Source organism: Streptomyces xanthii (assembly GCF_014621695.1).
Taxonomy (GTDB): Bacteria; Actinomycetota; Actinomycetes; order Streptomycetales; family Streptomycetaceae; genus Streptomyces; species Streptomyces xanthii.
The window spans coordinates 7,465,755-7,487,274 of the sequence record NZ_CP061281.1 but is presented as its reverse complement, the minus strand read 5'-3'; the positions used below and the strand labels follow the sequence as shown (position 1 = coordinate 7,487,274).

The following is a 21,520-nucleotide window of genomic DNA, read 5'->3' as shown; positions in this document are numbered from 1 at the left end:
GAGCCCGCATTCGCTAAACGCAGATTTAATGAAACGCTGATGTGGCCGTCAACACCAAGGCAGGTATCTTTTGCGCATGCTTCAGCGAAAGCGGTGCTGAAGTGAGGGACGAGCGAGGGAGCCGGGAGCCGGTGGCACGACGCAAGGACCAGGACGGACGGCGGGCCCAGCTGGGCGAGGCCGCCGCGCACGCTCTGCTCAGCCGTGGCCTCGAAGGCGTGCGGCTGCGGGACGTGGCGGAGGCGGCGGGTGTCACGCCGGCCGCGGTCCTGTACTACTACGACGACCTCGACGCGCTGATGTACGAGACGTTCCAGCAGGCCATCGAGCGGTTCTGCCGCGACCGCGAGGAGGCGGCCGAGCGGCACGAGGACGCCCGTGAACGGCTGCGCACGTGCATCGCCTCCGGGGTCGCGGACGGGCCGGACGACCGGCTCCCCCGGCTGCTGTTCGAGTACTGGCCGCGCACGCTGCGGGACCCCAAGGCGGCCGCGCTCGACAGCGCGCTGAGCGAACGTCAGGTGGCCGTGTACCAGGCGGTGCTCGTCCTCGGCGCCGCCCAGGGTCACTTCACGCTCACCGACCCGCCGCGCCTGGTCGCCGCGAACCTGCTGGCCATGGAGGACGGCTATCAGATGGACGTCCTCTCGGGCCGCCGCACCCACGCGGAGGTCGTCCAGGCGCTGTACGCCTACGCCCGCGCCACCACCGGCTGCGCTCTCGACGGCTGATCACGGGATGTGCGTGCGGCCCAGACCCCTGGGCGGGGTCCGGGCCGGTTCGCGGGGCGTGGATCGCAGATCACGCGCCGGTGGTGGCGAGGGCGGTGCGCGACGTCGTGTCCCGGGCGTCGTCCAGGGTCGGGTAGTCGGTGTAGCCGTCGGGGCCGCCCGTGTACATCAGGCCGTGGTCGCGGACCTGGTTGACGGGGGCGCCGGTGCGCAGGCGGTGGACGAGGTCCGGGTTGGCGAGGAAGGGGCGGCCGAGGGCGATCAGGTCGGCGCCCGCGGCGAGGAGCCGTTCACCGGCGGCCTTTCCGCCGTCCTCGGGGAGGGGGCCGCCCCAGCCGAGGACCGGGTTGGCGACGAGGGTGCCGGGCCAGGCGGCGCGGAGCTCGTGGAACAGGGGCTGGTCCGGGTCCGCGAAGACGATGTGCAGGTAGGCCGGGGCGATCTCGGCGAGGGCGGCCACGAGTTCCGGGTAGATGGCCTCGGTGTCACCCTCGGCCATGGCGTTCGCGGTGACGCCGGGCGCGATGCGGACCCCGACCCGCTCGGCGCCGATCGCATCGGCGACGGCGCGGACGACCTCCACCGTGAACCGGACGCGGTGGGCGACGGGGCCGCCGTACGCGTCGGTGCGCCGGTTGGTGTCCTGGCCGAGGAACTGGTGGAGCAGGTAGCCGTTCGCGGCGTGCACCTCCACTCCGGCGAATCCGGCGTCGACCGCGCGGCGCGCGGCGTTCGCGAAGTCCGCGACGGTGGCGTGGATCTCGTCGACCGTCATCTCGCGCGGCACGACCGGGGGACGCGAGCCGGACGGGGTGTGCATCGGGTCGGGGAACGGGACCGGGGAGGGTGCCACAGGGTGGTGGCCGCTGGTCTCCGGGTGTCCGATCCGGCCGCCGTGCTGCAACTGCAGGAACATCCTTCCCCCGGCCTCGCGCACCGCGCCGGTGACCGCCCGCCAGCCCTGGACGTGCCGGTCGTCGTAGAGGGCCGGGATGTCGGGGTAGGTGGCGCCGACCGCGTTCGGGGTGGTGGCCTCGGCGATGATCAGTCCGGCGCCGGCCCGCTGGGCGTAGTACTCGCTCATGATCGGGGTGGGTGTGCCGTCGGCGGCGGCCCGGTTGCGGGTCATGGGGGCCATCACGAGGCGGTTGGGCAGGTCGAGGGTGCCGAGACGGGTGGCTTCGAAGAGGGTGCGCGTGGTCATGGTGGTGCCCTTCGGGTGACGTGTACCAGGTGGAAGTGACCGGGTGGGGGCGGGAGTTCAGGCGGTGCGGTTCTCGGTCGACGGGAATCCGTGGGCCCTCGCGGCCAGGACGATCGCGAGGACGGGGACGAGCAGGGCGAGCGCGCTCCAGGCGAAGGACCGCGCGCCGAAGAGGTCGAGGAGCAGGCCGCCGAGCAGCCCGCCGGCGGCCATCGCCGCGTTCCAGAGCGTGACCAGCGCGGCTTGCGCGGCATCGGCGGCGTCCCCCGCCGCGTCGCCCGCTGCGGTCTGGAGCAGGGTCGGCACGCCGCCCCAGCCGAGTCCCCACAGCGCGGCGGCGGCGTAGACGACCGGGGTGCTGTCGGTGCCGAGTGCGAGGGCTGTGGCCGCGGCCGCGACGAGGAGCGTGCTGAGAACGGTGAGGGTCCGCAGCCCGCGGTGGATGAGCGCTCCCACGAGCCAGATGGAGAGGAGCGAGGCGGCGCCGAAGACGAGCAGCACGGTGTCGGTGGCGTCGGCGAGGCCGAGTGCGCCGAGGAGGGTGGCGACGTACGTGTAGAGGATCGTGTGCGCCAGGACGAACACGAGGGTGACGGTCAGCACCGGCAGCACCCCGGGCACGCGCAGCGCGGCCCTCATGGGTGTGCCCGCGGAGCGCTCCCGGCCCGGCTGGTCCGGGACGAGGGCGGCGATCCAGCCGAGCAGCAGCAGGGTCAGTCCGGTCATGACGAGGAACGCGGTCTGCCAGTTCACGACCTGCCCGAGGAAGGTCCCGGCGGGGACGCCGAGCGACAGCGCGACGGGGATGCCGGCCATGGCCACGGCGACGGCCCGTCCCTCCAGGTGCGGCGGCGCCAGATGCCGGGCGTATCCGGCGAGCAGCGCCCAGGCGAGTCCGGCGGCGACGCCGGCGACGAACCGGGCCGACATCGTCAGCGCGTACGCGGACGACAGGGCGGTGACCGTGTTGGCCGCGGCGAACCCGGCCATCGAGGCGAGCAGCAGGCGTTTGCGCGACCAGCGGGCGGTGGCGGCGGCGAGCGGGATGGCGGTGAGCGCGGTGCCGACGGCGTAGACGGTCACGGTCTGGCCCGCCGCCGATTCGCCGACGCCCAGGTCGGTGCTCATCGCGGGCAGGAGTCCGGCGGGGAGCGTCTCGGTGAGGCTGGTGACGAAGACGGCGAGGGCGAGGGCGAGCAGTGCGGGCAGCGGCAGTCGTCCGGTGCCGGGGGACGGCGGGGCGGAACGGTGGGGTGCTTCGGGAGCTCCGGCGGATGCGGCGGTCTCAGGGGATCTTGCGGATGCGGTGGATTCAGTGGATTCGATGGATTCGGTGGAAGGCATGGCGAGGCGTCCAGTTCTCATGAGTGAGGGTCCGGCGGATGCGGAGAAGGCGGGGCGGGGGTGGGCCCGAGCTCAGTGCTCGGGCTCCGTACACCCGCGCCGCCGGCTGTCGGCGCAGCCGAGTCCGCCGTCGACGCTGAGCACGCTCCCGGTGGTGAAGGTGGCGTCGGCGGCCAGGAAGAGCGCGGCCCGGGCCACGTCGTCGACGGACCCGCGCCGGCCGAGGGGCGGCGGCGCCGTGGCCGGCCGGGGTGCCGGGGTGTCGTCGTGTGCGGCCGTGTCGATGGCGCCGGGCGAGACGGTGTTGACGCGGACGCCGCGCGGGGCGAGTTCGACGGCGAGCGCCCGGGCGAAGGCGCGGGTCGCCGCGGCGGTGGTGGCGTGCGCTCCCGCGTCCGGCATCCCGGGCAGGCAGCGGTCCACCGAAGTCGTGGTGAGGACGACGGAGCCGTCGTCGGTGACGAGTGGGGCCAGGGCACGGACGGCGACGGCGTAGGGGCGCGGGCCGGTGGTGCCGGGGTCCGGTTCGGCGTCGACGAACAGCATGTCGATCGCGCCGAAGGAGTGCGCTGCGGCGGCCTGCGTGAGCGCCCCGGCCGACATCGCGCAGAGGGTGAGGGTCGCGGCGCGCCCCAACTGCTCTGCGGCGTCCGGGACTTCGTGCCGCCACCCCTGGATCAGGAGCACGTGGGCGCCACCCTCGACGAGGCGCTTGGCGATCGCGAGCCCGACCCTCGTGGTGCCGCCGACGACGATCGCCTTCCGGCCTGTGTGCTTCGGCATGGTGGTCCGCTCCCCTCGCCCTGCTCCGTGGTGCCGTCCTTTCCGGCAGGAACGACTCTGGCCGAAGGCGCTTCGGGTCGGCTGATGATCCGCTGACGGTGCCGCGCGGCACGCTGTGTAGCGTGCCGGTATGCGTTACGGGGTGTTGGGTCCACTGGTGGTGCGGGACGCCGCGGGCGAACCGGTGAAGGTTCCGGAGGCGAAGGTCCGTGCGCTGCTGGCCGCGCTCCTCGTCCGGGAGGGGCGGGTGGCCTCGACGGACCGGCTGATCGACGACCTGTGGGGCGACGAGCCGCCCGGCCGTCCCGCCAACGCCCTTCAGGCGAAGGTGTCTCAGCTGCGCCGGGCCATCGGCCGGGACCGCGTGGTGCGTCAGGGCGCGGGCTACCGGCTGGAACTCGTCGCGGTCGACGGCGGGGCGGAGACCGCCGAGGTGGACGCCACGCGCTTCCTGGCCCTGGTCGCCGAGGCGCGCGCCGTCACCGATCCCGGGGAGCGGGCCGCCCGGCTGGAGGCCGCGCTGGAGCTGTGGCGCGGGCCCGCGTACGCGGACTTCGCCGACGAGGAGTTCGCCCGGGCCGCGGCCCAGCGGCTCGACGAGCAGCGCGTCGCCGTGCTGGAGGAGCACGCCGAGGCACGTCTGGAGTCGGGCGACGACCCGCTGCTCGCGGGCGAGTTGGCCTCGCTCGTGGCCCGGCACCCCCTGCGGGAACGGCTCCGGGCCGTGCAGATGCGGGCGCTGTACCGGGCGGGGCGGCAGAGCGAGGCGCTCGCCTCGTACGCCGAGCTGAGCGACCGGCTCGCGGAGGAACTCGGGCTCGACCCGAGCCCTGCCCTCGCCGCGCTGCACGAGGCGATCCTTCGGCAGGACCGGTCGCTGGAGGGCACCGGGCGATCGCCGGAAGGCGCCCTGACATCGGATGCCGGCTCCACACCTCGGCAGGACGCTCACGCGCCCCGGAGCGACCGGCCGCCCTCCCACCCCGCCGTCCCCGGCAACCTCCCCCAGGACCTCACCCCTCTGATCGGACGCGACACCGCGCTCGCCCATGTCGCCCAACTGATGGGCGAGGCCCGCCTGGTGACGCTGACCGGACCGGGCGGTGTCGGCAAGACCCGGCTCGCGATCGCCGCCGCACGGCGCTGGACGGACACCGCGTCAGCGCACCGGCCCGACGGCGCGTGGATCGTCGAACTCGCCGGTCGGCACGGCGATGCCACGGAGCTGGCGGCCGAGGTCGCCGCCGTCCTCGGGATCCGCGACGACTCCCCCACCGGCGCCCCGCGCCTCGGCGCCCCGCCCGCCCCCGCCGAACGCCTCGTCCAGGCCCTGCGCGAGCGCCACGTCCTCCTCGTCCTGGACAACTGCGAGCATGTCGTGGACGCCGCGGCGGAGTTGACCGCGCTGCTGCTGCGCTCGGTACCGCACCTGCGCGTTCTGGCGACGAGTCAGGAGCCGCTCGCGGTGGACGGCGAGGCCGTCGTGTTGGTCGAGCCGCTCGAACCGGCCGACGCGCGGGCGCTGTTCATGGCACGGGCGTCGGCCGCCGCCCCCGGGTTCGGGCCCTTGGGGGGCGACGACGACCTGGCGGCGGTGGCGGAGGTGTGCGCGCGGCTGGACGGGATGCCCCTCGCCCTCGAACTGGCGGCGCCGCGGGTGCGCGCGCTCGGTGTGCGCGGCCTCGCGGACCGGCTCGGCGACCGGTTCGGACTGCTGACGTCCGGCCGCCGGGACGCGCCCGCCCGCCAGCGCACCCTGCGTGCCGTGATCGACTGGAGCTGGGAACTGCTCGGCGCTCCGGAGCGCATCGTGCTGCGCCGGCTGGCCGTGCACCGCGACGGCTGCACCCTCGACGCGGCCGAGGCGGTGTGCGCGGGCGGCGGGGTGGAAGCGTCCGACGTCCTGGACCTGTTGACGCGGCTGGTCGAGCGGTCTCTGGTCGCCGTCGTCGCGGGACCGACGGGTGTGCGCTACCGGCTCCTGGAGACGGTGGCCGCGTACGCCGCCGACCGGCTGGAGGAGATGGCCGACGCGGCCGGGACCCGGGACCGGCATCTGCGGTACCACCTGGCTCTCGCCGAGGACGCGGACGGGCGGTTGCGCGGCGCGGACCAGCGGCGGTGGCTGGCCGTGCTGGACGCCGAGTCGGCCAACCTGCGCGCCGCCCTGGACGAGGCGCTCGCCCGGCCCGAGGCAGCCGTCGCGACCCGGCTCACCGCCTCCCTGTGCTGGTGGTGGCTGCTGCGCGGTCGCCTCACCGAGGCCGTGCGCCGCCTCGAAGCCGCCCGCAAGGCAGACCCGGAAGACGGTGAACTCGCGCTTCTGCACTACGCGTTCGCCCGTATGACCGGCACGCCTGCCCCGTCGGTCGAGGGCGCCGCCGAGGGCGTGCCGGACCCGGTGCGCCGCGGCCGGGCGCTGTGGCTGTGCGCGTACGGGGAGTTCAGCGCGAACGACATGGCCGCGAGCGCGGAGTCGAACGACGCGGCGGTGGCGCTGTTCGAGGCACACGGCGACCCGTGGGGTGTCGCCGCGGGACTGGCTCTGCGCGCGATGCACGGCCTGTTCACCGGCGACCTGGCCGCGCTCGACCGGGACGGCGCGCTCGCCGCCGCCGCGTTCCGTGAACTGGGCGACCGCTGGGGCGAAGTGCAGACCGTCGCCCCCCTGGCGGCGCACGCGCAGATCATGGGTGACTACGCCGCGGCCGAGCGCCGCCAGCGCCAGGGCCTGAAGCTCGCCGAGGAGCTCGGGCTGCACGCCGAGGTGGCCGCACGGCTGTCGGGCCTGGGCCGCCTGGCCCTGCTCGCCGGCGACTGGCCGCGCGCCGCCGAACTCCACGAGCGAGCTCGGGAGTTGACCGTCTCCCAGGGCTACCGGTTCGGTCAGGCGGCGGCCGAGACCGGTCTCGCACTGGGCGCACGCCGCTCCGGTGCCCTCGACGAGGCCGAGGCACGGCTGTTCAGCATGCTGGAGCGTTTCGCGTCGCCGGCCGGCGACCACCTGCGCCACGCCGAGCTCGGCTTCGTCGCCGAGTTGCGCGGCGACCGCGACCTCGCCCTCACCCGCCACCTGAGGGGCCTGGAGCAGGCCTTCGGCCTGGCCGAGCCGCGCGCCTTCGCCCTGTCGCTGGAGGGCCTGGCAGGGGCGGAGTCCCTGGCGGCCGGCCCGGAGGGTCAGGCCCGTGCCGCACTGCTACTGGGTGCCGCCGACGCGGCGCGGCGCAGTGTGGGTGCCCCGCTGCCGGAGGCGGAGCGCCGCGACGTCGACCGGATCACCGCTCGGGTCCTGTCCACGCTGGGCGAGAAGGCGTTCCGTGCGGCGTTCGAGCGCGGCACGGACATGACGCCGCAGGAGGCCGCCCAGCTCGGCCGTACGCCGACGGCGGGCTGACCGCTCCCCCGGGAACGCGAGGCGCCACCTCTTCCGTTAAATGTGACCGGCATCACTCTGTACTCGTTGTCGCGCGCAGGTCATCATATGACCTGCTGATGGACGGACAGTGGCTGCGCAGCGGCAGGAACAGAGGCAGGTACCCCGCATGAACGACCAGGAACACCCGGCACCGACCGCGCCGACGGCGTCGTCGACCCGCGTCGGCGTCATCGGCCTCGGCGCCATGGGCCTCGGCATGGCCCGCAGCCTGCGCGCGGCCGGATTCTCCGTCGGGGTCCACGACCTGCGCGCCGAGGTGGCCGCGGAGTTCGCCCGCGACGGCGGCACCGCGTACGCCTCCGGCGGCGATCTGGCGGCCGAGGTGGACGTCCTGGTCGGTGTCGTCGTCAACGCGGCGCAGGTCGAGGCGGTGCTGTTCGGTGACGGCGAGGGCACGGGCGGCGCCGCGGAGCGGCTGCGGCCCGGCTCCGTGTACGTCATGTGCTCCACCGTCGACCCGGCCTTCTCCGCCGCGCTCGAGAAGCGGCTGGCCGCGTCCGGGATCCGCTACCTGGACGCCCCCATCTCGGGCGGCGCCGCTCGGGCCGCGTCCGGTGAGCTGACGATGATGACGTCCGGCGGCCCGGAGGCGTACGCGCTCGCCGGTCCGGTGCTCGACGCGATGAGCGCCGCGGTCTACCGGCTCGGCGACTCGGCCGGGCTCGGCTCCAAGGTGAAGATCGTGAACCAGCTGCTCGCGGGCGTGCACATCGCCGCCGCGGCGGAGGCCATGGCGTTCGGCATCCGGTCCGGGGTGCCGGCCGAGGCGCTGTACGAGGTGATCACGCACAGCGCGGGCAACTCGTGGATGTTCGAGAACCGGATGGCCCATGTGCTGGCCGGGGACTACACGCCGCTGTCCGCCGTCGACATCTTCGTCAAGGACCTCGGGCTCGTCCTGGACGCGGCGCGGCCCGAGACGTTCCCGCTGCCGCTGTCGGCCACCGCCCACCAGATGTTCCTGCAGGCGTCCGCGTCCGGTCTGGGCGGCGAGGACGACAGTGCCGTCATCAAGATCTTCCCCGGCGTCGAACTGCCCGCTGCGAAGACCGCACCGCAGGAGGAGAACTGACATGGCCCTGCGCCTCGGATGCATCGCCGACGACTTCACCGGCGCGACCGACCTCGCCAACAACCTGGTGCGCGCGGGCCTGCGCGTGGTCCAGCTGATCGACGTACCGCAGGACGGAACGAACGTGCCGCGGGACGCGGACGCGGTCGTCATCGCGCTCAAGTCGCGGACGGTCCCGGCGGCCGAGGCCGTCGACGCCTCGCTGCGCGCCCTGGAGTGGCTGCGCTCGGCGGGCGCCGGGCAGATCTACTTCAAGTACTGCTCGACCTTCGACTCGACGCCGGCCGGGAACATCGGCCCGGTCACCGAAGCCCTGATGGACGCGCTCGGGACGGACTTCACCGTGGCGACGCCCGCGTTCCCCGACAACGGCCGCACCGTCTTCAAGGGCCATCTTTTCGTCGGTGACGTCCTGCTCGGCGACAGCGGCATGCGCCACCATCCGCTCACCCCGATGACCGACTCCAACCTGGTGTCCGTGCTGGGGGCGCAGATGCGGCGCCCCGTCGGGCTCGTCGACCACACGGTCGTCGCCGCCGGACCCGACGCGATCGCCGCCCGGATCGACGAGCTGCGCAAGGCCGGAGTCGGGGCCGCGATCGTCGACGCGGTCTCGAACGAGGACCTGCTGCGTCTGGGCGCCGCCGTCGCGAACCTGCCCTTGGTGACGGCGGGTTCGGGGCTGGCGATCGGCCTGCCGGCGAACTGGGGTGTCGCGCCCTCGCCGGACGCGGCGCGGCTGCCGGTGGCGTCCGGGCACGCGGCGGTCGTCGCCGGTTCGGTGTCCGCCGCCACGAACGGGCAGGTGCGGGCGTTCCTGGCCACGGGCCGGCCCGCGTTCAGCGTGGATCCGCTGCGGATCGCGGCGGGCGAGGACGTCGCCGCCGAGGCCCTCGCCTTCGCCGAGCGGCAGCTGCCCGAAGGGCCCGTCCTCGTGTACTCGACCGGGTCGCCCGACGCCGTACGGGCCGTGCAGGCCGAGCTCGGCGCGGCCGACGCGGGAGCGCTGGTCGAGGGCACGCTCGCGCGCGTCGCCCAGGGGCTGGTGGAGCGCGGCGTGCGCCGGCTCGTCGTCGCCGGCGGCGAGACCTCGGGCGCGGTCGTGCAGGCCCTCGGCCTGACCGGGCTGCGCATCGGGCCGCAGATCGACCCGGGCGTGCCCTGGTGCGCGGCGCCGCTCCCGTACGGCGCCGGCACCCTGCACATCGCCCTCAAGTCGGGGAACTTCGGCGGGCCGGACTTCTTCACCTCGGCGTTCACCCTGCTCGACGAGGTGGCCGCATGACGCTCCCGCCGGAGCAGGAGCCCGCGACCGAGGCCGCGCGCGCCGAGATCGTCCGCGTCGGCGGCAGCCTGTTCGCCCGCGGATACGTGCACGCCAGCGCGGGCAACATCAGCGCCCGGCTCGACGACGGGCGCGGCCACCTGATCACACCGACCGACGCGGCGCTCGGCTTCCTCGACGCCGACCGGCTCGCCCTCGTCGACGCCGACGGACGGCAGCTCGCGGGCGACCGGGCCAGCAAGACGCTCACCCTCCACCGCCGGATCTACGCCGCCGACCCCACGGCCCGCTTCGTCCTGCACACCCACTCCACGCACCTGGTCGCGCTCACCCTGGCCGGTGTGTGGCGGCCGGACGACGTCCTTCCGCCGATCACCCCGTACTACGTCATGAAGGTGGGGCACGTCCCGCTCGTCCCCTACCACCGGCCCGGAGATCCGCGCGTCGCCGACCTGGTGACCGAGCGGATCGCCGCCCGCGCCGCCGAGGGCACCCCCATCAGGGCCGTGCTGCTCGACCGTCTCGGCCCCGTCGTCTGGGGCCCGGACGCCGCTTCCGCGCTCGCCGTCCTCGAAGAACTCGAGGAGACGGCCCGGCTCTGGCTCACCACCCCCCGCACGCCCGAGCCGCTCCCCGACCACGCCGTCGCCGAACTGAGAGAGGCCTTCGGCGCCGCCTGGTGACCTTCCCGCCCGGCCCGTCCCCCGGCCGGCCGTCCCCGTCCGCTCGTTCCCACCGAGCCGCACAAGGAAGTGCTCCTCATGCCCACGACCGTGCCCACGGAGACCACCCCCGAACTGGCGCGTGAGAACGCCGTGTTCCGCAAAGTGGTCCGCCGCATCGTCCCCTTCCTGATGCTGTGTTATGTCGTCTCCTACCTGGACCGCGTCAACGTCGGCTTCGCCAAGCTGCAGATGTCCGCGGACCTCGGCTTCAGCGAGGCGGCGTACGGCCTCGGCGCCGGCCTGTTCTTCATCGGCTACTTCCTCTTCGAGGTGCCCTCGAACCTGCTGCTGCAGCGCGTGGGCGCCCGCACCTGGATCGCCCGCATCATGATCAGCTGGGGCGTGGTGTCCGCGGCGTTCGTGTTCGTCTCCAACGAGGCGACGTTCTACGTGCTCCGCTTCCTGCTCGGCGCCGCCGAGGCCGGCTTCTACCCCGGCGTCATCCTGTACTGCACGTACTGGTTCCCCTCCCAGCGCCGGGCCCGCGTGATCGCACTGTTCATGTCCGCGATCCCCGTGGCCGGCATCTTCGGCAACCCGCTCTCCGGCTGGATCATGGACGTGTTCCACGGTCTGGGCGGCTGGGACGGCTGGCAGTGGCTGTTCCTCGTGGAGGCCGTCCCCGCCGTGCTCATCGGTGTCGTCACCCTGTACTGGCTCGACAACGGCGTACGGGACGCCAAGTGGCTCACCGACGAGGAGAAGGACGTCGTCGAGCGCGCCGTCGCCGCCGACGCCGAGCGGCACAGCGTCCACGGCCGTGCCCTCGACGCCTTCCGCGACGGCAAGGTGTGGCTGATGTGCCTCATCTACTTCTGCTTCGTGATGGGCCAGTACGCGCTGACGTTCTGGATGCCCACGTTCGTCGAGTCCACCGGCATCGAGGGCGCCCTCGCGATCGGCGTGCTCAGCGCCGTCCCGTACGTGGCCGCGCTCGTCGCCATGAACCTGTTCGGTCTCTCGGCCGACAAGCGCCGCGAGCGCCGCTGGCACCTGGTCGTCCCCTCGCTCATGGGCGCCGCCGGCTTCTCGATGGCGGCGAGCTGGACCGGATCGACGGCGCTGTCCCTGGTCGCCCTGTCGATCGCCGCGGCCGGCGTGCTCACGTGCGCCCCGCTGTTCTGGTCGCTGCCCACCGCCTTCCTCGGCGGCACGGCGGCGGCCGCGGGCCTCGCCGCGATCAACTCGGTCGGCAATCTCGCCGGTTTCGTCAGCCCGTACATGATCGGAGCGCTGAAGGACTCGACCGGCTCGACGGCGATACCGATGTACGTACTGGCCCTCGCCCTCGTCATCGGCGCCGCGGCCGTCCTCACCACGAAGAAGAGCGTCGTCAACCGCTGACGCCGCACCGTCCGACACCCCCCAGGAGCCACCCATGCCGAGGTTCGCAGCGAACCTGTCGACGCTGTACCCGGAGCAGGACTTCCCCGACCGCTTCGCCGCGGCCTCGGCGGACGGCTTCGACGCCGTCGAGTACCTCTTCCCGTACGCCTACGCGGCCGGCGAGCTCCGCGCCCGCCTCGACGGACACGGCCTGCGCCAGGTCCTGTTCAACGCGCCGCCCGGCGACTGGGAGCACGGCGAGCGCGGTCTCGCGGCGCTGCCCGGCCGGGAGGCGGAGCTGCGCGAGGGCGTCGACCGGGCGCTGGAGTACGCGGCCGCGCTCGGCAGCCCGCGCGTGCACCTGATGGCGGGCCTCGTCGCCCCGGACGCCGACCGGGCCCGGCACCGTGACACGTATGTCGCGAACCTGGCGTACGCCGCGCGGCAGGCGGCGAGCGCCGGGGTGGACATCCTGATCGAGCCCATCAACACCCGGGACATTCCCGGCTACTTCCTGAACCGCCAGGCGGACGCGCACGCCGTGGTCCAGGAGGTGGGCGCCCCCAATCTGAAGGTGCAGCTCGACCTGTACCACTGCCAGATCGTCGAGGGCGACCTCACCACGACGCTCCGCCGCGACCTGCCGTCCGGCCGGGTCGGCCATCTGCAGATCGCCGGTGTGCCCGACCGCCACGAGCCGGACCGCGGCGAGCTGAACCTCCGTCACCTCTGTGCCGTCATCGACGACCTGGAGTACGACGGCTGGATCGGCTGCGAGTACTTCCCCGCGGCCGGCACGAGCGAGGGCCTCGACTGGCTCCGCGCTCTGCGCACCGAGTTTCCGCACACGTCACCGAAGGACCACGCATGAGGATCGTCATCACGGGCGGCTTCGGCTTCCTGGGCCGCCAGGTCGCCGAGGCCCTGCTGGAGCAGCGCACGTTCGACGGCCGGCCCGTCGAACGGATCGTCCTCGCCGACCGGTTCGTCCCGGACACCTCGCCGCTGACCGCCGACCCGCTGACCGAGGTCGTCCAGGGCGATCTCACCGAGCGCCTCGGCGACCTGTTCGCCGAGGCGGTGGACGTGGTCCTGCATCTCGCGGCCGCGGTGTCGGCCGAGTGCGAGGCGGACTTCGACCTCGGCATGGGCGCCAATCTGGACACGACCCGCGCCCTGCTCGAAGCCGCCCGCGCCCAGTCCGCGGCCGGCGGCCCGCTGGTGCGTCTCGTCCTCGCCAGTAGCGTCGCCGTGTACGGCTCGGACGCCGCGCTGCCCCTGCCGGCGGTCGTCGACGAGACGACGCTGCCGACGCCGCAGTCCAGCTACGGCGTGCAGAAGCGGATCTGCGAGCAGCTCGTCGCCGAGTACACCCGGCGCGGCTTCCTCGACGGGCGGGTCACCCGCCTGATGACGGTGTCGGTGCGCCCGGGCAGGCCGAACGCCGCCGCTTCGGGCTTCCTGTCGGGGATCGTGCGCGAGCCGCTCGCCGGGCTCCCCTCGGTCTGCCCGGTCGGCCCCGGCCTGCGGGTCGCGCTCGCCTCCCCGCGCCGCACCGTGGCGGGCATCCTGCGGGTGGCCCAGGCCGAGCGGGGCGAAGGCCCCGGGCGGCTGTCCGGCGGGCTCCCGGTCAATCTGCCGGCCCTCACCGTCACGGTCGCCGAGATGCTGGACACCCTGCGTGAGGTGGCCGGGGACGCGGTCGCCGATCTCGTGACGGTCGCTCCGGACCCGGCCGTGGAGGCGATCGTCGGGTCCTGGCCGGCCGCGTTCGACAACGCGCGCGCCGCCGGGCTCGGCCTGACGCCCGATCCCGACTTCGCGTCGGTGGTGCGGCAGTACGTCGCCGACCACGCGGACGCGGTGACGGCCGGGGCCCTGGCCTCGGCGGGGGCGGCCGCACTCGCGCCGATAGACTGAAGTCATGTTCAACAAGGTGGACGGGCCCGTGCGGCTGGCCGATCGTGTCGCGGCCATGCTCACCGAGGAGATCGAGTCGGGGCGGCTGACCGCGGGCGACAAGCTGCCGACCGAGGTCGAGCTCGTCAAGCAGCTCGGTGTCAGCCGTACGGTGATCCGCGAGGCGGTGTCCCGGCTGCGCAACGCGGGCCTGGTCGAGCCCCGGCAGGGCCGCGGCGTCTTCGTGCTGCCGCGCCGCACCCGTCCCCTGGACCTGGAGGCCGACACCGGGGCCACCGACACCAAGGCGAAGGTGCTGCAGGTCGTCGAGGTGCGCCGCGCGATGGAGGCCGAGGCCGCCCATCTCGCGGCGTCGCGCGCGACCCGCGCCGACGTCGCGCGCATGCGGGCCGCGCTGACCGCGATCGACACCGCGGTCGAGGCCGGCGGCGACGGTGTGGAGGAGGACCTCGCGTTCCACCGCTCCGTCGCCGAGTCGACGGGCAACCCGGTCCTGGTCTCCACGGTCCGCTATCTGGGCGAGGTCTCCCGGGGCGGCATCCGTGTCACACGGGCCAACGAGGCCCGCCGCGGCGACTTCTTCGACGCCGTCCGCGAGGAGCACCACGCCATCCTGACCGCGATCGAGGCGGGCGACCCGGAGGCCGCCCGCTCGGCCGCGCGCCGCCACATGGAGCACGCGGCCGCCCGTCTGCAGGAGGCCGATCCCGAGTTCTGGGACGAGGCGGAGCGGATGGACGTGGAGCTGGACGCCAGGAGCTGAACCGGCCCCGGCGTCAGTTCAGTTCGCCCCGCGCGGCCCGCAGCATGCGCGCCCGGTACGCGGGTGTGTCGGCCGGCTCGCTCTCCCCGAAGACGGCCCGCATCCAGTGCCCGTCCGTGTTGTTGGGGAACAGGACGAAGTCGCGGCCGAAGTGCTCGGCGTCCTGCGCGGCCAGGGCCTTGCGCTGCGGGACGGAGTCCACGTAGTAGCGGCGGCGGAAGTCGTTGAGGTTGTCGCCGAGGTAGGCGACGACCTCGTACCGGGCCGCGATCTCGCGCTGGGCGGGCTCCTTGTCCGAGGACTCGCGGAGCATGGTCACGTGTGCGTCGTCGGCGAAGGCGAGCCCGGCATGACGCAGGTTGGCGACGCCCAACTCCTGGGTGTCGGGGCCCTGGTCGCGGGAGGAGACGTAGAAGACCTCCACTCCCCTGCTTGCGGCGTAGTGGGTGAAGTCGACGGCGCCGGGGGTGGGCGTGGGGCCGTTCTCGCGGATCCACGTGTCCCACAGGGTGTCGTCGAAGGCCTGCTTTCCGGCGGTGAGCAGGCGCGCCCAGTAGGTGTCGGAGGACAGGACGGTGTCGTCGACGTCCGAGACGACCGCGAGCGGTCTGCGGCCCGCGCTCCCCGGCCGGCCTCCTCCGCGCAGTGCGGCGTCGACGCGGTCGCGGGCGATGTTGAAGGCCTGGCGGTACAGCATGTCGCGCTCGGCCGCGGTCTGCCTCCAGGCGCCCGCCGCGCTCAGGATGTTCTGCGCGGCGTCGTCCGCCGTGGCCGCGGATGCGCCGCCGGCGGCGGTCAGCACGGTGCCGCCCGCGATGCCGGTGACGACGGTGCGTCGGGAGATGGACATACCTGCTCCTGGGATCGATCGCCGGCCCGTCCGGGTGGGCGCCGGATGCACCGAGGCTACGAGCGCGGCAGCGCGGTGTGACCCCGTATTCGTTGCGCGGGGACGGCTGATCATTGCGCGTGCGGGGCGGAGCGGGCGCCCGCCCCGGCACACGGCGTGCGGTGTGCCGGGGCGGGCCTTGGGGGGACGGTGGTCAGCGGACGGTGGTGACCCTGTTCTCCTTCAGGGACGCACAGTTGGAGCCGGTGACCTGGACGTACACGTTGCCGATGCTGCCGCCCCAGTCGACGCAGTGCGCCTTGCCGTAGACGTAGGTCGGGCCGGCGTACGAGGTGTACGAGCCGTAGTCCGAGTCCCCCTGGTCGGTGTCCGGCACGTAGATCCAGGCCGACATGTCCGTCCTGGTACCCGGGTTGCTGCGGATGGTCACGACGCAGTTCTTGCCGTTGGTCGAGTTGTACGTCAGGTAGATGGTGCCCCGGGTGCCCACGGGCGCCGAGTTGACCGTCTTGTAGCTGCTGCCGCAGACCTGCTGCGGGGTGACGTTGGCCGCCGCGGAGGCGGGCGACGCCAGGGCGGTCGTGGCGCCCATCGCCAGCGCGGCCAGGGCCGCGGCGGTGAGGGCAGGTCGGTTCACACGCATATTTCCCCCATGTCACTGTCAGGGTGGGCTGTTCCTGATTGGTGTGACACGGGGCACATAGGGTTGGTTGTACCTGAATCCGGCCACCCTCCGGCCGGGAGTGGATCAGCCGAAGAGGGTGGGGCCGAGCGGGTGCCAGCCCTCCGGTCCCGGGATCCGCGCCGCCTCGGGCGGGCCCCAACTGCCGGGCTCGTAGACGACAGGTGCGGTGGTCGGGTTCAGTACGGGGTCGACGATGCGCCAGCATTCGAGGATGGCGGGGTAGAACGCGAAGGGTTCCGGGTCGCCGCTGACGGCGCCGCCGAGGATGGTCTCGTAGGGCTGTTCCAGGCGGCCGAAAAGCTTCGCGTACTCGACGCCGACGGGTACTTGGGCGGGCTCGTCGTCGCCCTGGGCCTTGCGCACGACGAGGTCGGCGCGGATGCCGGTGTCGCCGTCGATGCGGAAGCGGACGACGTTCGGCGGGCCGTCCCCGGTGCCCGAGGCGAACAACTCCAGGGGCGGGCGGCGTAGTTCGACCACGACCTCGGTCGCCGTGACGGCGAGCGCCTTGCCGCTGCGCAGATGGAAGGGGACGCCGGACCAGCGCCAGTTGTCGACGTGCAGGGTCGTGGCGAAGTAGGTGTCCGTGGTGGAGTCCGGCTTCACGCCGGGGACGTCGCGGTAGCCGCGGTACTGGCCGCGCACGGTCTCCGCGGGGTCCATCGGGCGCACGGAGTGCAGCACCCGCCACTTCTCGAGTCCCTGCGCGACGGGGTTCGCCGCGCTCGGCGGGTCCATCGCGAGGAGGGCGAGGACCTGGAGCAGGTGGTTCTGCACGACGTCGCGCAGACAGCCGACGGAGTCGTAGAACGAGCCCCGGTCGGCGACGTCGAAGTCCTCGGCGAGGCTGATCTGCACGTTGTCGACGTAGGAGCGGTGCCAGATGGGTGCGAGGAGGGTGTTGGCGAAGCGGGCCACCATGAGCGACTCGACGGCGGCGTTGCCGAGGAAGTGGTCGACGCGCAGCAGGTGGTTGTCGTCGAAGTACTTGCCGAGTTCGGCCTGGAGGGTGCGGGCGGAGGCACCGTCCTGGCCGAAGGGCTTCTCCACGACGAGCCGGGCGTTCCGGTTGAGTCCGGTGCGGCCGAGCGCGGAGGCGACGGTGGTGAACAGGCTCGGCGGGATGGCCAGGTAGTGGGTGACGAAGCCGAAGCCCGACACCGCCCCCTTGAGCCGTTCGAAGGTCGCCTCGTCGGCGAAGTCGCCGGTGACGATGGACAGCCCGGACGCGAACCGGTCGAACACGTCCTCGTCGATGGTCGTGCCCGTCGCGGTGACGGCCTCGCGCGCATGGTCGCGCAGGCGCGCGTCGTCCCAGTCCCCCACCGCCACCCCGATCACGGGCACGCCGAGCCGTCCGGCCGCGGTGAGCTGGTAGAGCGCGGGCAGCAGCATCTTGCGGGCCAGGTCACCGGTGATGCCGTAAAGGACCAGCGCGTCGGAGGGTTCGAGTCGGGACGCGGGGAGCGAGGTCTCGGTCATGCGGGGTCGGTTCCGTTCCAGGTCGTGGGGGTGCCGCAAGGGGCCGTGCCGACGTGCGGCAGGAAGGCCGGGCTGACGATGAAGTCGGACACCCCCTGCGGAGTCCGGAGGGGGTGACCGCGGTCGGCGGGCCGTGTGTGCCGGGCTCGCGGGAGAGCCCCTGAACCATGTCGTGCCCTCACGTTCCGTCAGGGGTCGGGCCCGCCGTGAAGCCCCAGGAGCCGGTGTACGACTCGCCGGGTTCGAGGCGGATCAGGTCGGTGCCGCTGGCCAGCGCGTTGGGCGGGCCCGTCATGGGTTCGACGCCGACTCCGCGGCGGCGGTCGGCTTCCGGCACGCGGTCGGCGGTGTAGACCTCCAGCCAGGGCTGCGCGTCGTCGAGCCAGAACAGGACGCTGCGCCGTGTGCCCTCGAGGCGGACCCGGGCCAGCCCTTCGGCGTCCCGGTCGAGCTCGGTGAAGGCGAGGTCGACGCTCTGCGCGCCGATGCGGCGCCCGGCGGTGAAGTCGTACTCCGTGCCGGCGACGGCGACGGTGGGCCCGCTCGGCACCATCCTGGCGTCGACCGGCTGGTAGCGCCGTCCGGGCAGGTGCAGGACGCAGTCGTCGATGGGTTCGCCGACGGTCAGGTACGGGTGGGTGCCGTGCGCGTACGGGGCGGGCCGGGTGCCCGTGTTGCGGGCGGTGATCCGCACGGAGAGGCCGGTCGCGGCGTCCAGGCTGTAGCGCACGGTGAGGCTGAGGCGGAAGGGGTAGCCGGCCGAGCCGTGGAGCCGGTAGGCGAGAGTGAGCCGGTCCGGGTACTCCTCGACGGGGTGCCAGGTGGTCCAGCGGACGAGGCCGTGGATGGCGCAGTCGAGTTCCGGTTCGGAGAGGTCGAGCTGGTGCTCGGCGCCGTCGAAGGCGTAGCGGCCGTGGTCGACCCGGTTGGGCCAGGGGACGAGCAGCTGGCCGAAGGCGGCCGGCGCGGGTTCGTCGGGGCCGTAGGAGAGGATCAGCGGTTCGCCCCGGTACGTGAGTTCACGCAGGCCGGCGCCTGTCTCGGTCACGGTCGCGCGGTAGTCGCCCGCCCCGAGGCCGTACTGCGTCCCGCTCAGCTCGTTGGCCATGCTGCGATCCGTAGCCGGGGCCCGGGCCGCTCTCACCGACTCGCCGCAGCTGTCCGTGGAACGAGTGAAGGTGCGGGGCCTTTCGGCGGCCGCACGGCCCGCCGGGGATGCGGGCCCGGAGATTTTCTGCGTCGTCGGTGCCGCCGGGTGCGGCGCCGGCGGTGGCCGCCCGGGGCCCTCCGGACGCGGGGGCGGCGGGGGAAGCGGTGCGACTGGTCGTGCGGGATCTGCTCGTGGTCGCGGGGGTGTCGGTGGGGGACGCGGCCGCGGCGGTGCGGGACGGCGCGTCGGACGCGCCGCCGGTGCCCGCACCGGCGGACCGGCCGCGCGGGCCGATCCCTCAGGCCGGGCCGGTCAGGTGCTGCCAGACCGTGGGGTCGGTGCGGGGGCCGCCCCGGGTGTCCGCGCCGTACTTGGCGATCTCGGCGTCGAGGTCGAGCGGGCGGGTCGGGGACGTCATCGCCGAGAGTTCCTCGACGACCGCCGCGTCGGGCACCAGCCAGCACACCTCGAACTCCAGGCCGTCGGGGTCGCGGGCGTAGAGCGCCTTGGTGGAGGCGTGGTTGCTGGCGCCGGTCAGCGCGCCGGCCTCGGCGAGACGGTCCCGCACCCGGCCCAGTTCGGCGAGGGTGTCGACCTCCCAGGCCAGGTGGTAGAGGCCGACCGAGCCGGTGCGCCGGGCGCCGGGCGCGGCGTCGCGGGACTGGAACAGCCCGAGGTCGTGGTCGTTGGCCGAGTCCGCCGCCTGCAGGAACGCGGCCCCGGGGAACGCCTGGGGCAGGGCCCGGAAGCCCAGGACGCCGCAGTAGAAATCCGTACTGCGGGCCAGGTCGGACACGAACAGGACGGCGTGGTTCAGGCGGTGGATCGGCATGGTCGGTACCAGTTCCGTTCAGAGAGCGAGGGAGCCAGGAGACGCGGTGCGCGGGCTGCGCGGGGCGCCTCGGGGAGCAGTATCCGGCGTCGGCCACGCGCGCCGGGACCTGGTGCCCACCCACTGGGACAAGGGCCGGTTGTCCGCGATCATTCCCGGAATTGTCCGTGATCCGTAACGGGCGGATCCTCCGGGCCCGAACTCTCGTCCTGCTTATCGGTCGCGAGGTGACCGAGGAGCGGCGCAACTGCGCGGAAATGGGGCGGACATGGCACGGCACAGCGGTGGGCGGGGCTGGTACGGCAAGGTCGTCGGGGCGGCGCTCGGGGTGACCCTGCTGACCACGGGTGCGTCGATATGGACGGCGCAGGCGGGTGCGCTGGGCAGTACCGAGCCGGAGAAGGCCGCGCCGGCGGCCCCGAAGGCGGTCTCCGCGACCATCGCGCACGCCTCGGAGGCCGGGGAACGCGGCATCAACCTCACGATCGACGACGGTCCCGACCCCGTGTGGACCCCTCAAGTCCTGGACCTGCTGCGCGAGTACAGAGTGAAGGCCACGTTCTGCATGGTGGGCACGCAGGCGCAGGCCCATCCGGAGCTGGTGAAGAAGGTCGTCGCGGCCGGGCACCGGCTGTGCGACCACTCGGTGTCGCACAACACCGCGATGGACAAGGCGTCCCAGGAGTACCAGTCCAAGCAGATCCTCGACGCCGAGCGCATGATCACCGAGGCCTCCGGCGGCGTCCGCCCCATGTACTACCGGGCTCCCGGCGGGGCGTTCACCCCGTACAGCCGCAAGCTCGCCGCGTCGCGGGGTATGCGTCCGCTCGGCTGGAACGTGGACTCCAAGGACTTCGAACGTCCGGGCACGGAGGCGATCATCGCCACGGTCGAGCGCGAACTGCCCAGCGGTCCGACGATCCTGTTCCACGACGCGGGCGGCGACCGCTCCCAGACCGTCGAGGCCCTGCGCCGTCTGCTCCCCCACCTCAAGGAGCAGGGCTACACGTTCGGCTTCCCCGTCCGCTGAAGCCCGCGCAGTGCCTCCGCCGGACAGCGCGTGCTCCGGCTGTCCTGCCGGAGTTCCCGGAGGAAGTCCCCCATCACTTCGGCGACCGCCGCGTGGCGGAGGAGCGCCGCCGCGATCCCCGGCGGCACGTCCGCCGGGACGTCTCCCTTCGCGCACGCGCGGACGAACGCTCTACGGGCGTCGGGACCGTGCCGGTAGAGGGCGAAGGCCAGCCAGTTCACGAGGTGGTTGACCGTGTAGCAGCGGTCGTACGTGTCGTGCCGGTCGAAGAAGCCGGCCTCGTCCGGGGTGAGTGCGAAGCGGGAGGAGAGCGCGAGGCCGTAGTCCGTGAAGAAGAGCCGCCGGCCGTCGGTCAGGATGTTCTCGAAGTGGGCGTCGAAGTGCAGCAGTCCGCGGGCGTTCATGAACGCGGTGCCGGCTGCCAGCTCCGCCTCCACCATGGCGCACGCCCGCCCGGCCCGCGCGCCACCCGCGGCGACCTCGGCACCGAGCCAGTCGTGCAGGTTCCGCGGGATGTACTCCAGGAACAGGGCGACGGTCGCCGAGGCACGCGCGAGCTCCTCGATCCGGTGCCGCACTTCCGCTCCACCTCCCCAGTACGCGACCGCCCGCTCCACGTCGGCCAGTTCGTCGGGGAGCAAGACGGGCGTGCCGTCCACGTCCAGCAGGGTCGAGGTCCCGCCGATGCCGGCGCCCAACGGGGCGGCCGCGTCCAGGCGTTCACGGACCTGGTCGTCGCTGAGCAGTGCGAGTGCCGTGGCGACGCCGCCGTGGGCGGCCAGACGGACGTCCCGCTCCGGCCCAGGGCTCTTCATCGTGCGACGCCTCCCGTCTGCGGCCTTCGGACTCCGGACTTCCCGCACATGCTGCCAGGGTGAGGAGGACGGGGCGGAGGGTAGACA

Annotated in this window: 19 protein-coding genes; 10 read left to right on the top strand and 9 right to left on the bottom strand. The window is 73.5% G+C overall.

Features of this window, described 5'->3' with window-relative positions; all coding sequences use genetic code 11:
- The first annotated feature begins 131 nt into the window (after window positions 1–131).
- Window positions 132–731, top strand: a complete 600-nt coding sequence (locus IAG42_RS33970; RefSeq protein WP_188340792.1) for a TetR/AcrR family transcriptional regulator — start codon at window positions 132–134, stop codon at window positions 729–731.
- A 70-nt stretch (window positions 732–801) separates the two neighbouring features.
- Here the strand turns inward: IAG42_RS33970 and IAG42_RS33965 are convergent, their stop codons facing one another.
- The 3 genes from IAG42_RS33965 to IAG42_RS38395 form a co-directional block, all read right to left on the bottom strand.
- A complete protein-coding gene (locus tag IAG42_RS33965; protein WP_188340791.1) occupies window positions 802–1,935 on the bottom strand; it encodes an alkene reductase in 1,134 nt (377 codons plus the stop codon).
- A gap of 57 nt (window positions 1,936–1,992) precedes the next feature.
- Window positions 1,993–3,279, bottom strand: a complete 1,287-nt coding sequence (locus tag IAG42_RS33960; RefSeq protein ID WP_188340790.1) for an MFS transporter — start codon at window positions 3,277–3,279, stop codon at window positions 1,993–1,995.
- A gap of 72 nt (window positions 3,280–3,351) precedes the next feature.
- Window positions 3,352–4,062 (bottom strand): SDR family oxidoreductase, encoded by a 711-nt coding sequence (locus IAG42_RS38395; RefSeq protein ID WP_188340789.1) that lies wholly within the window; start codon window positions 4,060–4,062, stop codon window positions 3,352–3,354.
- Between the two features lie 130 nt (window positions 4,063–4,192).
- On the opposite strand from IAG42_RS38395, the gene IAG42_RS33950 reads away from it, so the two are divergent.
- The 8 genes from IAG42_RS33950 (at window position 4,193) to IAG42_RS33915 (ending at window position 14,589) form a co-directional block, all read left to right on the top strand.
- Complete coding sequence (locus tag IAG42_RS33950; protein WP_188340788.1) at window positions 4,193–7,456, top strand: AfsR/SARP family transcriptional regulator; 3,264 nt, start codon at window positions 4,193–4,195, stop codon at window positions 7,454–7,456.
- A gap of 109 nt (window positions 7,457–7,565) precedes the next feature.
- Window positions 7,566–8,570, top strand: coding sequence for an L-threonate dehydrogenase (gene ltnD, locus IAG42_RS33945; protein ID WP_394811266.1), 1,005 nt, complete (start codon window positions 7,566–7,568; stop codon window positions 8,568–8,570).
- A 1-nt stretch (window position 8,571) separates the two neighbouring features.
- The gene (gene otnK / locus IAG42_RS33940) at window positions 8,572–9,855 is read left to right on the top strand and encodes a 3-oxo-tetronate kinase (RefSeq protein ID WP_188340786.1); all 1,284 of its coding nucleotides are present in this window, start codon (window positions 8,572–8,574) and stop codon (window positions 9,853–9,855) included.
- Entirely contained in the window at window positions 9,852–10,538 is a 687-nt protein-coding gene (locus IAG42_RS33935) for a class II aldolase/adducin family protein (RefSeq protein ID WP_188340785.1), read from the top strand. Before otnK ends, IAG42_RS33935 begins: the two co-directional genes overlap by 4 nt.
- Window positions 10,539–10,616: 78 nt before the next feature.
- Window positions 10,617–11,924, top strand: a complete 1,308-nt coding sequence (locus tag IAG42_RS33930) for an MFS transporter (protein ID WP_188340784.1) — start codon at window positions 10,617–10,619, stop codon at window positions 11,922–11,924.
- Between the two features lie 34 nt (window positions 11,925–11,958).
- Window positions 11,959–12,777, top strand: coding sequence for a 2-oxo-tetronate isomerase (otnI, locus tag IAG42_RS33925; RefSeq protein ID WP_188340783.1), 819 nt, complete (start codon window positions 11,959–11,961; stop codon window positions 12,775–12,777).
- Window positions 12,774–13,826: a D-erythronate dehydrogenase gene (gene denD / locus IAG42_RS33920; RefSeq protein ID WP_188340782.1), complete on the top strand. Its 1,053-nt coding sequence runs from the start codon at window positions 12,774–12,776 to the stop codon at window positions 13,824–13,826. The genes otnI and denD overlap by 4 nt, the downstream gene beginning before the upstream one ends.
- A 4-nt stretch (window positions 13,827–13,830) precedes the next feature.
- Window positions 13,831–14,589 carry a FadR/GntR family transcriptional regulator gene (locus tag IAG42_RS33915; RefSeq protein ID WP_188340781.1) on the top strand — a complete coding sequence of 253 codons (759 nt, stop codon included), beginning with the start codon at window positions 13,831–13,833 and terminating at the stop codon, window positions 14,587–14,589.
- Between the two features lie 13 nt (window positions 14,590–14,602).
- On the opposite strand, the gene IAG42_RS33910 is transcribed toward IAG42_RS33915, so the two are convergent.
- The 5 genes from IAG42_RS33910 to IAG42_RS33890 form a co-directional block, all read right to left on the bottom strand.
- A complete protein-coding gene (locus IAG42_RS33910; RefSeq protein ID WP_188340780.1) occupies window positions 14,603–15,439 on the bottom strand; it encodes a 5'-nucleotidase, lipoprotein e(P4) family in 837 nt (278 codons plus the stop codon).
- Window positions 15,440–15,632: 193 nt separating this feature from the next.
- Window positions 15,633–16,082: a spore-associated protein gene (locus tag IAG42_RS33905; protein ID WP_188340779.1), complete on the bottom strand. Its 450-nt coding sequence runs from the start codon at window positions 16,080–16,082 to the stop codon at window positions 15,633–15,635.
- Between the two features lie 105 nt (window positions 16,083–16,187).
- The gene (zwf, locus tag IAG42_RS33900) at window positions 16,188–17,606 is read right to left on the bottom strand and encodes a glucose-6-phosphate dehydrogenase (protein ID WP_188340778.1); all 1,419 of its coding nucleotides are present in this window, start codon (window positions 17,604–17,606) and stop codon (window positions 16,188–16,190) included.
- A gap of 178 nt (window positions 17,607–17,784) precedes the next feature.
- The gene (locus tag IAG42_RS33895; protein ID WP_188340777.1) at window positions 17,785–18,714 is read right to left on the bottom strand and encodes an aldose 1-epimerase family protein; all 930 of its coding nucleotides are present in this window, start codon (window positions 18,712–18,714) and stop codon (window positions 17,785–17,787) included.
- 340 nt (window positions 18,715–19,054) lie between these two features.
- Window positions 19,055–19,588 (bottom strand): VOC family protein, encoded by a 534-nt coding sequence (locus tag IAG42_RS33890; protein WP_188340776.1) that lies wholly within the window; start codon window positions 19,586–19,588, stop codon window positions 19,055–19,057.
- A gap of 268 nt (window positions 19,589–19,856) precedes the next feature.
- On the opposite strand from IAG42_RS33890, the gene IAG42_RS33885 reads away from it, so the two are divergent.
- The gene (locus IAG42_RS33885; RefSeq protein WP_188340775.1) at window positions 19,857–20,618 is read left to right on the top strand and encodes a polysaccharide deacetylase family protein; all 762 of its coding nucleotides are present in this window, start codon (window positions 19,857–19,859) and stop codon (window positions 20,616–20,618) included.
- Here the strand turns inward: IAG42_RS33885 and IAG42_RS33880 are convergent.
- Entirely contained in the window at window positions 20,591–21,433 is an 843-nt protein-coding gene (locus tag IAG42_RS33880; protein WP_188340774.1) for a hypothetical protein, read from the bottom strand. The genes IAG42_RS33885 and IAG42_RS33880 overlap by 28 nt on opposite strands.
- Window positions 21,434–21,520: the final 87 nt, after the last annotated feature.

Excerpts from the sequence above, each read along its gene's own strand:
- IAG42_RS33965 (WP_188340791.1), bottom strand. The coding sequence starts at position 1,935 with ATGACCACGCGCACCCTCTTCGAAGCCACCCGTCTCGGCACCCTCGAC.
- IAG42_RS33960 (WP_188340790.1), bottom strand. The coding sequence starts at position 3,279 with ATGCCTTCCACCGAATCCATCGAATCCACTGAATCCACCGCATCCGCA.
- IAG42_RS38395 (WP_188340789.1), bottom strand. The coding sequence starts at position 4,062 with ATGCCGAAGCACACAGGCCGGAAGGCGATCGTCGTCGGCGGCACCACG.
- IAG42_RS33950 (WP_188340788.1), top strand. The coding sequence starts at position 4,193 with ATGCGTTACGGGGTGTTGGGTCCACTGGTGGTGCGGGACGCCGCGGGC.
- otnK (WP_188340786.1), top strand. The coding sequence starts at position 8,572 with ATGGCCCTGCGCCTCGGATGCATCGCCGACGACTTCACCGGCGCGACC.
- IAG42_RS33935 (WP_188340785.1), top strand. The coding sequence starts at position 9,852 with ATGACGCTCCCGCCGGAGCAGGAGCCCGCGACCGAGGCCGCGCGCGCC.
- IAG42_RS33930 (WP_188340784.1), top strand. The coding sequence starts at position 10,617 with ATGCCCACGACCGTGCCCACGGAGACCACCCCCGAACTGGCGCGTGAG.
- otnI (WP_188340783.1), top strand. The coding sequence starts at position 11,959 with ATGCCGAGGTTCGCAGCGAACCTGTCGACGCTGTACCCGGAGCAGGAC.
- denD (WP_188340782.1), top strand. The coding sequence starts at position 12,774 with ATGAGGATCGTCATCACGGGCGGCTTCGGCTTCCTGGGCCGCCAGGTC.
- IAG42_RS33915 (WP_188340781.1), top strand. The coding sequence starts at position 13,831 with ATGTTCAACAAGGTGGACGGGCCCGTGCGGCTGGCCGATCGTGTCGCG.
- IAG42_RS33910 (WP_188340780.1), bottom strand. The coding sequence starts at position 15,439 with ATGTCCATCTCCCGACGCACCGTCGTCACCGGCATCGCGGGCGGCACC.
- IAG42_RS33905 (WP_188340779.1), bottom strand. The coding sequence starts at position 16,082 with ATGCGTGTGAACCGACCTGCCCTCACCGCCGCGGCCCTGGCCGCGCTG.
- zwf (WP_188340778.1), bottom strand. The coding sequence starts at position 17,606 with ATGACCGAGACCTCGCTCCCCGCGTCCCGACTCGAACCCTCCGACGCG.
- IAG42_RS33895 (WP_188340777.1), bottom strand. The coding sequence starts at position 18,714 with ATGGCCAACGAGCTGAGCGGGACGCAGTACGGCCTCGGGGCGGGCGAC.
- IAG42_RS33890 (WP_188340776.1), bottom strand. The coding sequence starts at position 19,588 with ATGCCGATCCACCGCCTGAACCACGCCGTCCTGTTCGTGTCCGACCTG.
- IAG42_RS33885 (WP_188340775.1), top strand. The coding sequence starts at position 19,857 with ATGGCACGGCACAGCGGTGGGCGGGGCTGGTACGGCAAGGTCGTCGGG.
- IAG42_RS33880 (WP_188340774.1), bottom strand. The coding sequence starts at position 21,433 with ATGAAGAGCCCTGGGCCGGAGCGGGACGTCCGTCTGGCCGCCCACGGC.